Source organism: Bradyrhizobium cytisi (assembly GCF_008123515.1).
Taxonomy (GTDB): domain Bacteria; phylum Pseudomonadota; class Alphaproteobacteria; order Rhizobiales; family Xanthobacteraceae; genus Bradyrhizobium; species Bradyrhizobium cytisi.
On the sequence record NZ_VSSR01000133.1, the window covers coordinates 1 to 12,185 of the forward strand.

Genomic DNA, 12,185 nt, shown 5'->3' on the forward strand with positions numbered 1-12,185 from the left:
CATTCTGGATGAGGCAATGCGCATCGATAATCACGTCGGAAGTGCAACCCAAAAACCGTAGCGCCGGATCGTTAATGAACGTCTAAATACAACGCTCGGCAGGGCTCCGGTATCGAAGATCAAGAGTCTCGACGAGACGACCAATGCTTGCGCAAACCGCAGGGTCGCTATTGTTTGGCGCGCTCATCGGCAGGTGCCGCCGGCGCTGCGGGTTCGGCGGCAGGTGTGCTGCACGACCGAACAATTTGTGATTTCGGGCCGTTAGTGCAAGTCCATGAATGCTGCATATGAGGGCTTTCGAGAATTGTCGAATCTCAGGAGTCCATAGTAGCAATCGGGATCAGTCTTGCCCTTCGGGCACCAATCTCTGAAATTGTACCAGAAAATTGGTCCGAGATTTGGCCGTTGCGACGCGAGTTCGAAAGCTGATCTAAGAAGTTGGACCTGAGCCGTCTCGGAAATAACCGTATTTGCTTCTCCGTCCGTCGGAGCGCCGTATTCGGTCACCCAGATGGCCTTGTCCTGATCGTGGTACCCGGCCATGATCCCTCGCAAGCCATCCGGGCCTTCCATTTGCTGCCAAGAATTTCCGTCCGTCCGATCCGGAGGACTCGGAGACGTGTATGGATGATTGCCGACCGCATCGAAGAAATGTCGCGCCCCGTTCCTGTATAACGCATCCAGGAATTCTGCGGCGCGCATGGTTGTGCCGGTGTTATTTGGCTGCGCCAGGCCGCCTGATACGACGGTGGCGCCGCCGTCGACGTTCTTGATGGCTTCGTAGGCAGCCTTAAGCAGCGCAACATACTGCGGGGGTGACGGAGCCGGCGCCCAGCTGCCGCCAAGATTCGGCTCATTCCATATCTCCCAATGGCGAACACCGGCAGATGCGTACCTTGTCGCCAAGTATGCAGCGAACCGGCCGAACGCACTGGGATCGGCCGGAGGATATGCCGGCGGCTTGTGTCCGCCGTTCGCCCATGCGGGACAGAAATAGATCAGGCCCAGAACGGAAATATTGAACTCGCGGGCCAGAGCGATAATCCGGTCATGCTGCTGGATGTTGTACGTATCCTGGCTATCCGGCTGGATGCGATTCCAGTCGAACTCCACTCTCAGCCATTTGACGCCAACATCCCTGAACTCTGCAAACCGGGATCGGAGCTCCAAAGGTGGCATAAAGAGAAGATCGCCGGCGTTGATACCCTTCTGCAGAGGACCGCACCGGCAGACCGATGGGAAGCCAAGCACCACGAGCAAAACGACGAACCTCGCCACCCGCTTCGCCAATCCCAGGACTTGCCTGCCGTTCCTGTCATTCATCGTCGCTTCCATCGAGCATCCCGTTGTTCTATGTGTATCATATATTCGATCGAATTTCGCCGAACTCGATGAGCGACCGACACTGGTCTGGACGAATGCGCGTAGTTCATATTATGGCCGACGGAAATCCCGGAGGAGGTCCAGTCGTCGTAGAAACATTGTGCGCCGGGATGGCAGCAAGGGGCGTTGAAACCGCCGTCATAACGCAGACCGGAAGTTACTTTTTCGACCGCGCCAACGCAAAGGGGTGGACGACGTTTGGCCTCGATTTCAGCCGCCGGAAAAACGTCATCAGGATATCGCGGGAGATATCGAAGTTCCTCGAGCAGGAAGCGCCGGATGTCATTCACGCCCATGGCGCAAGGTCGGCACTACCCGTATCTCTTCTGCCTCGGAGCAAGCGTCCAGCCCTCGCCTACACGATTCATGGCTTCCACTTTGACCGAAAGGGTACCGGCAGCCGACAGTTCTTCAAGCTGATGGAGAAGCTGTGTATCAGCCGCGCGGACCGGATTATCCTTGTCGGAAAGGCGGACGAGGCTTTCGCTCATAAGGAAGGACTGGTGGACGATCCCCAGCGGTGGAGCCAGGTCTATAACGGCGTTGAACTGCCGCCGGGATGCACAATCTCCCCGCAACCCGAATTCGACATCGTCTTTGTGGGACGCCTGCATCCCCAGAAGAATCCGCTCGCGCTGCCGGCGATTCTAGCGGCAATGAAGAGGCCACACGCGACGATGCTAATCGTCGGCGGTGGTGAGCTGGAGGCATCTGTGCGCGAAAGTTGTAAGAGCCTTGGGGTCGAATCCCAGATTACCATGGCCGGTACGAGGTCTCGAACCGATGCGCTCGAGTTGATGTCTAGGGCGCGTATCTTCGTACTACCCTCGCTCTGGGAGGGCGTTCCGGTTTCGGTGGTCGAGGCGATGAAAATGGGGGTGCCGGTCGTCGCATCAAGAATCGCTGGCAACCAGGAACTTATACACCACGGCGAGACGGGCCTGCTTGCCGACCCGCTGGTCCCTGCAGAATTTGCAGAACATATCTCGTCGCTCCTTGACTCCCCTCAACTGGCGCAATCGCTCGCTGCGAGGGCAGCGTCGTTTGCGTCAACAGCATTCACGATCGAAAGCCAGGTCACGGCGCACCTGCGCATCTACGAGAATGCCATTTCGGAAAGTCGCCTCCGTCGCCCGCGCTGAAACTGGCAATCTGCATTCAGCGATTGCGCAACTGTTCAACGAGATTGGGCGCGAGATCTGGATTTTTCCAAAGATCCGCTAGCGCCGTCGTGATGTTCAGCCTTGGGGACCAGCCGAAATCGGCTTGAATCCTGGCGATGCTCGCTTGCAGAAATGGCCGGTCAATCACCCGGGCGCGCGTTGCATCATGCTCGACTTCAATTGGAAGCGCCGTGAGCGACCGAAGTTCATCAAGGATCATCGACACCGAATATTGCTTGCCGGTGCCCAAATTGACCAGTTTCGTTTCGCCTGCGGGAATGTTGCCATACAGCGCAACCTGTCCGAACCCCTCCGCCGCGTCGTCGACGTGGATGTAGTCGCGTTGGGGCCAGACATTCCCGAGCCTGATCCTGGTCTTCCCCGCCTTCAGCTGGTAGACGATTTCGGGCAAAATATGCGGGCTGGTTTCCCCCGGCCCAACCACGTTGAAAAGCCTGACAATGGCTCCTTGGAGCCCTCTCTGCTTGGCGAAGTATCGCACATAGTGCTCAGCGTGCAATTTCGTCATGCCGTAGACGTCGGCTGGATCAACTGCCGAGCTGGCCTCATCGTGAGGCGCATTGTCCGGTTGATAGACCGCGCCGCTGCTGGCGAAAACAAAGCGCGCGCCGGCCGGACATGCGCGCAAGAGGTTCATCGTTCCGAGGACATTGACCTCCTCGGCATGCACGGGGTCGCGTTCACACTCAGGGATGAAGTGAATTGCAGCGAGATTGATGAGAACTTCGGGACGAAATCGTTCCATGACATCCGAGACCGAGCGCCAATCCCGAATATCGACCTTCTCCAGGACAATATTGGCACTCTCACTCTCGCTGAAGCGATTCCCGAACTTCAGCGCATCTACGACGCAAACGTCGTGCCGATTCCGCAACTGTCGAACTAGCTGGCGTCCGACGAAGCCGGCACCGCCCGCAACCACAATTCTCCGCTTCATACGGCGCTGGCTTCCCTGAGACGGCCGGAAAGGGACAGAGGTCGATCGTCGAGGGCCGGAGCAACCAATTGCTCAAACGTGTCCGCTATCAAAGTCCAGTCGAGCGCCTTTGCCCCCGAACGGCCTGTCCCCGAGTAGTGGTCCCAGCCTGCGATCACGTCACGCACGCCTTGAGCAAAATGGTCCGGAGCCGAAAGCGTCACTACCCCGCAATCATAAGAGCGCACGACGTCCTTTGTGCCGTTCATCTCATACTCGCATGTAACGACTGGAAGGCCGCTGGCCATCGCCTCGGCGACAACTCTCGGAAAGCCTTCCCGCAGACTCGCGATGACAAGAGCTTCGGATTTCGATAAGAGTTCGATCTTGTCGCGGTCCGAGATCAGGCCAGGCAGGACGATGTCGGACGCGTATCGGGAAATTCTGGCCCGCTCCCTGATTACGTCAAAAGCGGGCCCATCGCCCGCCAAGGTAAGCGAACCGGCGTAGCCCTGATCCTTCAGCAACTCAAAGGCGTCGATCAGAAATGGAACGTTCTTGTGGGGCGCCATCCTGCCGAGATAGCAGATTCCCGAGCGCTTACTCCGAGGAAGCGAGCGATAAAGCTCGATGTCAATTCCGCTGGGGAGCGTATGCACCGGACCAACGCTGAATTGCTGGATCGCTTGGCCGACGGCGTCACTCACCGCCACGTTTCTGGCTACGAACCGCGGCAAGAGGGCTTGAATGGTTCGGTGGAACAGCCCGGTACGAATTTCGCACCAATGCATCACGGCCTTGGCGCGCTGCGATTTTGGGATCGTGATCGCATGCAAAAGCGGCCACTGATTCAATAAGAGCACATCGTAGTTCGATTCCCTGGCAACTCGACGAACGTGCAGCGCATATTTGATGATCGTCGGCCAAGCCCGCTTCATCATTCTGAAGCGCGGGGACTTGTAAAATATATCCATCGGATGCCGAAAAATCGTTATCCCTTCCATGTTCTCGACGGCCGCCAAATCGGACGTATGGCCGATGCAATGGACATCGATCGTGTGCCCATTCTTGGCGAGTTGTCGGGAAAGTCCTTCAAAGAATAATTCCTGTCCACCCACGCTGGGAGCGAACAATTCAATAAATACTCCAATGCGCAAGCGGCACCGCCTTTCAATACTCGATAACCGACAACGAAAAAACTAGTTCCAAACGCGCAACAACCCATTTAGGGTCAAGGATAGGACATAATCGGCCAACTTATGATTGTTTTTCTATCATAGAATGGTGAGCCAGTGAACGCTAAAAAACTGGGCTATTTCACAATCTGCTACAGGGAGCGACTAGACCGCGCAGGGATGAACGAATTAGCGTGATTCTTTGGCGCAATTCCAAAAGGGAGTGCGAAGTTCTTAATCGGTCAACGAGGCCCCTCCCTGGACACGCCGTCCCCCAATCGGCCCTCTCTGGTGCGCTGAGATATAGGCAAACACGAACGTCACGACTGAGGTTGGATCGAAGAAGCGGATCTCTGCCACGTTGAGAATCAGAAAGAAAATTAAAAACCACTCCGAGAAATTTTCGGGGCGATCGATGTAAGGCCGCTTGTCCCCAGATGATGTTTGCGCGCCGAGAAGGGGCTTCAACACTGCAACGAGGGTAGCCGAGAGCCCCACCATCCCGAGATCGAGAAGACACTGCAAGTAGCCGTTATGGGCGCTCAATTCAAACTGTAGGGTTTTGTCCCAGAATAGTGATCCGGGGGAATTTGGCCCCAGCCAGAATATGCCATAGCCATATCCCAGCAGCGGCTTCTCCGTCGCCATCTCAAGCGCAAACTGCCAGATGTTGGTTCGTCCGGATAGGGTCACGTCCCTACCGATGATAGACGTAAAGGCATCGGGCGCCGCGACCAGAAACAGAACGCCGCCAACGCAGATCACGACGGTGAGCACGACCAATTCCCGCGGCCGTAATCCCAATCGGGATCTCGCGTAGACCCAAGCGGTCACGAATCCAATGGCGATCAGCGGCGTTGCGGAGCTCGCCAGAAGCAAAGATAGAATGCACACCCCGGCACCGCCGAGCTGCACAAGCCGGCGACGACCCGTTTGCCTCACGGCGAACGAAAGAAATGCGAGATAGCCAATGCCGGCAAATTGGCCCAGGATATTCTTGTGATTGAAGAGCCCGCGAAGTTGACCGTTGGTGTCTAGAGCCTTGTCCGGGGCGATGAGCAGCCACATGAACGAACCCGCCAGGGCAACGATCACTGCGATCTGCACCAGCTTGGCAAAACGGTACGAACTCAACCGACTGGCGACATACGTTCCCACCGAGAAACTCCCGAGCAACCCAAGCGCCTTTCTGAGGGTCGCCATGGGATCTGACGACCAGGCGGCGGACAGGAAGCAGATTGCGATCACAACTGCGGCCGGCCATCCCAACCGTCGCAGATTCTCCTTTGGCCTCGCGCGTGCCAGCAGATAGACTGAACCGAGAAAGAACGGGGCGAGTAGCGCCTGCCGGATGATATCCCCAGCCGTGTCAATGTTCACAACATCGAGATAGCCGGGCTCATACTCAGCCTGAAGACCGGTCACGCCGGGCACGATATCCGCAGCAATCAGGAGATAGCAAACCAAAGTTGAAGCAAACAGCACCTCGCTCAGCCGAGCGTTCGCCATGAGTGAGTGCGGTCTCGTCGTCTCGAACTCAACCATCGACGGCAAGCTCGCCGTGCGCCGTGCCAGGCCGGGTTCGCTCCCTCAACAAAGCATGCGCAAACTCGTTGGGGTCACTGGTCACGATCGCATCGGCGAGTAGCTTGTTCGGCAGTCCACGCACACCGACGGGAGTGCTGACGATCCTCTTTCCGAACGATAACGCCTCCAGCACCTTGATGCTGACGCCGGTGCCGGCGCGAAGCGGCACCGCGGCAACACGAATGGCGCTGTAGAATTTCGATACGTTGTCCAGACGGTTCCATACAGTGATATTGGCGACCCCCTCGATGAGCGGCCCTACCTTGCTCGAGATGCCCCCGGCAACCAGCATGCGAAACTCCGGCGCCGCCTTCCGGATGATCGGCAGTATCACGTCCCGCAAGTACAAGACTGCGTCGAGATTCATCACGTCATTCGAGCCAATGAAGCCGGCATCGAACGCTTGAGCCGCTGTCTCGTGGGCTTGTTGAACGGGCGCGACGTAGGAGAATGGCTTATGAGAGAGCTTCGCCGTCGATTGGTTTATGGCCGAGTAGTTGGCGAATTCATCAGCAGACTCCACGCGCACCAAATGGCAAGCGTCGAATATTTTCGCTTCAGCCTGCCGCGAACGCGCAACGTCGATTCGCTCGAGATAATGCCTTATCCAGGGATTTGCATGATCGCGCAGGATCTCCGGCAAATTCAGCGCATCAAACAATCTCTGATACGTCTCACGGTAGGCAATCGCTCGGTTGACAAAATCATCGTGAGCACTCATCACCACGAGCGGCTTTCGGCTATTGGACAATTGAGGTAGGACCCGACCGAGCAATTGAACCGATTGCGGCTTGGCGAGATAAATCACGTCGACCTGCCACTCGTTCAACCTCTTGGCGATCCTTCGCGAGTTTCCGACGGTGTTGGTAAGCAGAAAAGGGTGGGACGACAGAACATTGCCCGTCAGCGCCCGCTGCACCTCTCTCCAGACCTGACCGATCGCACCGAGCGGATGCCCCCCGCGATTCCAGCCAGCCAACAAGAGAAAATCCGAAAAGAGCTCTCGGTAGGCCGCGTTCACTTCGCTCGAGGCTGCCAGCCGTGAGTCCCGGAAGAACGACACGCAATAGATCTTCCAGCCTCGTTTTTTATAGGTCTCGACTATGGTGTAATACAGCCAACCGGACGCATTCTTGGACGGCAAGGGAAGGAAGAGTTCGTCAGTCACGAAGAGTATCGAGCGCCTCGTCATGGATCAACCTCTGATCGCAATACGCTGGGCATTCGCCCTATAGATTTGATAACGGATTGCGTGCCAGCGATAAGCGGTGGCACGAAAAGGACAGGTGGGATGATCCACAACGCATTCATCAAGCGGGCGATAGGCGCGCTAACGCTGTTGTATTCCGGGACATTCCTTGCAGCCTTATTCAACTTTATTGCGCAACTGACATTGGCTCGATCTATGGATCTGGAGGCGCTCGGTACGATTGCCGCCCTGTCGTCTATCATAAACCTTTTAGCATTGATCGGCATGGGGGGAATGAACTGGTTTCTACTGCAAGTGGTTGGGAGGGAGAGGGAAGAAGCTATTCGCTGGTACTTTCCTGCCGCGCAACTCGTGGCACTTCTCACCGGCCTTGGTATCGTCGGCCTCGTGGCGTACGCGCTGACGGTCGCAAAATTTCCCGCTTCCGAACGATTGCTGTTGCTGGCGGCCTCCGTTCCGATCCTGTTGGGACAATTGGCTGTAGAACTGTCGTCGCTTCGCTATCAGATCGAGCGGAGCGCCGGTCAGGTCGCCTTTTGGCAGATCGTCACCCAGCTTGGGCGCGCAGTGATCGCCCTCTGCCTCAAAGCATTCACCATTTCAAGCCTGCGGGCAGTGCTCGTGGGATTTGGAATGATGGGAGCGATCGCCGTCATTTGGAGTCTGGTTGCGGTTCCGTCGCGATCATGGGGTCGACTTCTGAAGAGCTATCGGCACCCCCATCCCTCGGTGCTGGAGACAGCCCGCTCGGCTGGCCCCTTTCTGTTGTTCGGCGCTATCTATCTCATATTCTTCCAGGGGCCGATTGTGATTCTGGAGTACATTCGGGGTGGGACCGAGACTGCTCAATACAACATCGCATTTCTCATTGTCTCTGCGGCGATGATGTTTCCCTCCGTCTTCTACTCTAAGTTCATCGCTGAAAGGATCTTTCACTGGGGCCACCATGACCGCGAAAAATTCGCGGCCGCATTCTATGTGTCAGCCGCGCTGATGGCCTCGGTTGGCATCCTCGCAATGGCCATCCTCGTGGCCACCGCTAGCAGGCTGATCCCCTGGATGTTTGGATCGAGATACGTTCCGTCTGTCGACCTTCTGCTGGTGATGAGCATTGGAATTCCGACAAGGTTCCTGCAAAGCGCTTACAGTTCGTTGCTCGTGACCGGACCGCAGACGATACCGCGAGTCATATACCTTGGTCTCGGAGCCTTCACGGCGATCGCCGCGTCCTGCATTTTCGTGCCAGCCCTTGGCGCGTTGGGCGCCGCCTATGCGACCGTCCTGGCCGAGTTCGTGCTCTTACTCCTGTCCTGGCGCGGGTTATCGATCCATGTCCCCGAGATTAGATCCATGGGCTGGCTCAGTCCGCAAACCATTAGGCAATCCATCGCGGTTCTGGGCGACAAGCCCGCACACTGAATTAATCTAACCAGACAAACCGAAACTTCTCGAACCGTTTGTCGTCGGAGATGTTCTCCGCCTAGCTCGGAAAGAACATATAGAAACGGACCGTACGCAGGAAGCTTGCAGCGACGTATGTCGGCGGATTTCGATAGGCTGAGATCAGCTGCAACGCGCAAGCCGCTCCAACCCCAGCCAGAGCGGACAAAAAAGAACCAATTGCCAGAAACAGCCAGACACTGCGCCCTGCGGTTTCAAAAGGGACGGACGCAGACTGCGCGATCTTGATGGCCGAAAGATTGTTCTCCGTCATTGCGGCGGCGATCCGCTTTTCACCTGCGCGAGATGTGATTTCCGCGAGCTCTTGCTCTGCCGAGCTGAGCTGCCTCTTGAGGCGATTGGTTTCAGCCTCAAGGTTGGCCAGCGTCACAAGATCCTTTGCCACGTTGTCCAGCTCGGTCGTGTGAGCCGACTCTGCGGCGCGCAGCCCTGCGATCGTCATCTTCAGCGTCAAAAACTGCTGCGTGGATTCTTGATAAAGCTTCACTAGCAGCAACGGAGGATCGTCCCCAAAAAGATTTCTATTGTAGGGTAAGGGGACAGCCGCTTCTGGCGCCGGCTTTGACGGATCGCGAGCCTGGGAAGCGCGAGCGGCGTTTGGCCGCAATTGGCTGATCTGCTCCTCGACAACCCTCAGTTCCTCCTGCCTCTGCGCCAGTTCCGTTCGCACCGTTGCCACCGACTTGGCGAGGTCACTCTGGCGGGTAAGCAACAGTTTTTTCTGCTCATCGATCGCGTAAGTGCGATTTGTGGTCATAAAGGCCCCCAAGACCCCGGCCGCTGTGGCTACTTTGCGCTGTAGTTGGTCCACCTCTCCACGGAGGAAATCAGCCGCCCCAGCCTGGGTGTAGAGAGCTCTGTACTTGCCTAAATAGCTGTCTGTGAGTGCATTCACAAAAGATGCGGCGAGGCGTGGATCCTCATGCCGAAAAGAAACCCGAATCATGCTTGTCCGCGGTTCGAGCTGCACCTTCAGTGCACGAGCCGCCGACTTGTATGCGCGGTCCTCGTTATTCATCTTTTTCTGAGCCACGCCCAGATAGGCTAGGAGCTGCGAGAACTCACTGTCCGGTCTCTTCGGGTACAACTTGCCGTCGCCGACAGTCTGGATGGCCGACCTGATGACAAATTCGCTGTTTAGCAACTCAATCTGCGAGTTTACGAAGACCGAATCAAAGCCCTGATTGGCTTCGCTTTGCTTACCGTTGTCGATGAGGAGGGACGCCGTCGCCTCGTATTTGGTATCGAGCAAGGCATGCAGCAACAGTGCAGAGAGAATGCCTAGAACGAAGACTGTCGCGGAGATTAACCAATATCGACGAAGCGCACGAAGGACGAATAGCTCCAGGCTATCGGATTGCTCGATGTCCTTTTCGGTCGCCCGGTGGTCCTCAACTTGTGGTCGAAGAATTACCCGATAATCCTGTCGTGGTTCGAGACTGGTCATTGCAACCCCTATCCGCCGGTCCCAAGGATAAGGCTATGGACCGGTCGGAACAACGTCGATTGATGCTCAAATTACAGCGTTTCTGGAGGGAGTTTTGGTCATCACGACTTTGTCTGTTAATTTACTGGTTTTGTTTATCAAATTCAAATCGAATAATGTCCCCGCACAGCTCAAAACCACCCCATTCTGGGCGACTTTACTCATCAATGCCCAGGCCCCGGGCGGCGGTGATACACATTCAGCTTGTAAGAGGGCCGCTTTTGCGGGAATGGCTACCAAAGCCGTTACCTGCGATCAATTCAAAGAGACATACACATCTTCGTCAGGCAAATCATCTCGCGCTGCTTGGGACTGACCGTTATGCCTAACCTGTCAGATTTCGAAGGTACGCGACGTAATGCCGGATCGTCACATCGCACTTGCAGTTGTCCTTGACACCGCCGGCCGTTATCTGTTCCAGCGCCGCGACGACATCCCCGACATCGTTTATCCCGGAAGGCTTTCCTTGTTCGGAGGCCACTGCGAGCCGGGCGAGACATATCTGGCGTGCATCGCTCGCGAATTGCACGAAGAAATCACGTATCTGGTTGCACCCGAAAGGTTCGGGTTTCTGACAACCCTCGACGGATGCGGCGAGGTTGTTAAAGGCGACATCGTCCGGGGCCACGTATTTCTGGTGACAGGGATTCCCGCAGACGAAATCGTCGTGACAGAAGGTTCGCTCGCAATCATCGATCCCGATGAGCTGATGCAATCCCTCCCCCATCTCGAGGGGGACTTGACGCCTGCATCCCGGTTCGGACTGAGGGGTTTCTTGAACGGTCTGAAGTGAAGATGCGTTTAAGCGGGTTAAGCGCCTTGCCAAGGCTCGCCATCGAACCCTCGACGAACGCGAACTGCTTCGCTTCATCAAAGAGTACCCCACCGGCAAGCGAAGACGATTCTAATCAATTGTTAACCATATCGCGCGAAACTCATGGACGCGGATCTCGTGATGCGCACCGCGCAGGTTTCGGTACGCGATCATGGCCATTCGCACATTGCTTCTCCTGCTCTGGTCCGTCGCACTCGGGAGCTGCGCTTCGCAGCCCACTTGGACATCGGCTCAAGGTTCGGCCAGGCCGGCCGCCGGCTCCTCCCCCTCGCCGCGCCAATACGCGTGGGACGGTCTGGGGCAAAATCCTAACCGGCCCCGATCGCACCGAGTTTCGAGACAGTCGAGCAAACCGGAGCAAGACTCCAACCTGCAACAAGAAGCGGTCCTTGCTGAGTTGCGCCCCTATTCAGCTGCGTGGTGGGTGGTCCACGACGAAATCGAGGCTGCCCAGGAGGCAAAGATCGCCAGAAAACTGGTCATCTGCCACGGATGCAGTAGTTCCGAAAGCCAGGTCGGCATGACAGCGTCGATAGGCGGGCGCTAGCGCCACAGCGTCTGCAGATCAAATTCGATCCCCGGATGACCACCGCAAGACCAAAACGCGGGAAAAATTCGCTCGGCGACGAGGCGCGGAGACCGATCGCGTGACAGCCCCTCTAGGCATGTAACAGATATCCATCCGCTGAGAATGCATGAAGCGCAACGAAATGTGCATGCTCGGCGGCAAGATGCGCGCTGGCATCAAAATCGAGTCCGGACTGATGTAGCGCGTCAGTAGAAGCGTGGTATTCATGCAAGTTGTTGGATCCGATTTCGGGGTGGCTGGCGGGCGTCCCAGATTTGCCGAACACGAACCCGTCGCCGGCGATTCCAATCCGGACAATCGCTGAAGCGGCAATCGTTTGCGGCGTCGAGAGATGAGCAAAGTTGAACCCGTCGATTGGC

At 56.6% G+C, this 12,185-nt stretch carries 10 protein-coding genes; 3 read left to right on the top strand and 7 right to left on the bottom strand.

Annotation, left to right across the window (positions count from 1 at the left end; genetic code table 11):
- Positions 1-261: 261 nt before the first annotated feature.
- Complete coding sequence (locus FXB38_RS41520; RefSeq protein WP_148756639.1) at positions 262-1,335, bottom strand: cellulase family glycosylhydrolase; 1,074 nt, start codon at positions 1,333-1,335, stop codon at positions 262-264.
- Between the two features lie 101 nt (positions 1,336-1,436).
- Here FXB38_RS41520 and FXB38_RS41525 point away from each other — a divergent pair, with 101 nt between their 5' ends.
- On the top strand, positions 1,437-2,525 hold the full coding sequence (locus FXB38_RS41525) for a glycosyltransferase family 4 protein (RefSeq protein WP_283812826.1): 1,089 nt from the start codon (positions 1,437-1,439) through the stop codon (positions 2,523-2,525).
- 16 nt (positions 2,526-2,541) lie between these two features.
- Here the strand turns inward: FXB38_RS41525 and FXB38_RS41530 are convergent, their stop codons facing one another.
- The 4 genes from FXB38_RS41530 to FXB38_RS41545 form a co-directional block, all read right to left on the bottom strand.
- The gene (locus tag FXB38_RS41530) at positions 2,542-3,504 is read right to left on the bottom strand and encodes an NAD-dependent epimerase/dehydratase family protein (RefSeq protein ID WP_148756641.1); all 963 of its coding nucleotides are present in this window, start codon (positions 3,502-3,504) and stop codon (positions 2,542-2,544) included.
- A complete protein-coding gene (locus tag FXB38_RS41535) occupies positions 3,501-4,640 on the bottom strand; it encodes a glycosyltransferase family 4 protein (protein WP_148756642.1) in 1,140 nt (379 codons plus the stop codon). Before FXB38_RS41535 ends, FXB38_RS41530 begins: the two co-directional genes overlap by 4 nt.
- A 252-nt stretch (positions 4,641-4,892) precedes the next feature.
- Positions 4,893-6,203 (bottom strand): O-antigen ligase family protein, encoded by a 1,311-nt coding sequence (locus tag FXB38_RS41540; RefSeq protein WP_148756643.1) that lies wholly within the window; start codon positions 6,201-6,203, stop codon positions 4,893-4,895.
- Complete coding sequence (locus FXB38_RS41545) at positions 6,196-7,413, bottom strand: glycosyltransferase (RefSeq protein WP_187435520.1); 1,218 nt, start codon at positions 7,411-7,413, stop codon at positions 6,196-6,198. The genes FXB38_RS41540 and FXB38_RS41545 overlap by 8 nt, the downstream gene beginning before the upstream one ends.
- A 123-nt stretch (positions 7,414-7,536) precedes the next feature.
- Between FXB38_RS41545 and FXB38_RS41550 the strand changes: the two genes are divergently transcribed.
- Positions 7,537-8,874, top strand: coding sequence for a lipopolysaccharide biosynthesis protein (locus FXB38_RS41550; RefSeq protein ID WP_148756645.1), 1,338 nt, complete (start codon positions 7,537-7,539; stop codon positions 8,872-8,874).
- A 61-nt stretch (positions 8,875-8,935) separates the two neighbouring features.
- Here the strand turns inward: FXB38_RS41550 and FXB38_RS41555 are convergent, their stop codons facing one another.
- Positions 8,936-10,363: a GumC family protein gene (locus FXB38_RS41555; RefSeq protein ID WP_148756646.1), complete on the bottom strand. Its 1,428-nt coding sequence runs from the start codon at positions 10,361-10,363 to the stop codon at positions 8,936-8,938.
- 397 nt (positions 10,364-10,760) lie between these two features.
- On the opposite strand from FXB38_RS41555, the gene FXB38_RS41560 reads away from it, so the two are divergent.
- Entirely contained in the window at positions 10,761-11,195 is a 435-nt protein-coding gene (locus tag FXB38_RS41560) for an NUDIX domain-containing protein (protein ID WP_148756647.1), read from the top strand.
- Positions 11,196-11,896: 701 nt separating this feature from the next.
- Here the strand turns inward: FXB38_RS41560 and FXB38_RS43395 are convergent.
- A partial coding sequence (locus FXB38_RS43395; protein WP_187435521.1) for a hypothetical protein occupies positions 11,897-12,185 on the bottom strand: 289 nt, incomplete at its 5' end.

Excerpts from the sequence above, each read along its gene's own strand:
- FXB38_RS41520 (WP_148756639.1), bottom strand. The coding sequence starts at position 1,335 with ATGGAAGCGACGATGAATGACAGGAACGGCAGGCAAGTCCTGGGATTG.
- FXB38_RS41525 (WP_283812826.1), top strand. The coding sequence starts at position 1,437 with ATGGCCGACGGAAATCCCGGAGGAGGTCCAGTCGTCGTAGAAACATTG.
- FXB38_RS41530 (WP_148756641.1), bottom strand. The coding sequence starts at position 3,504 with ATGAAGCGGAGAATTGTGGTTGCGGGCGGTGCCGGCTTCGTCGGACGC.
- FXB38_RS41540 (WP_148756643.1), bottom strand. The coding sequence starts at position 6,203 with ATGGTTGAGTTCGAGACGACGAGACCGCACTCACTCATGGCGAACGCT.
- FXB38_RS41550 (WP_148756645.1), top strand. The coding sequence starts at position 7,537 with ATGATCCACAACGCATTCATCAAGCGGGCGATAGGCGCGCTAACGCTG.
- FXB38_RS41555 (WP_148756646.1), bottom strand. The coding sequence starts at position 10,363 with ATGACCAGTCTCGAACCACGACAGGATTATCGGGTAATTCTTCGACCA.
- FXB38_RS41560 (WP_148756647.1), top strand. The coding sequence starts at position 10,761 with ATGCCGGATCGTCACATCGCACTTGCAGTTGTCCTTGACACCGCCGGC.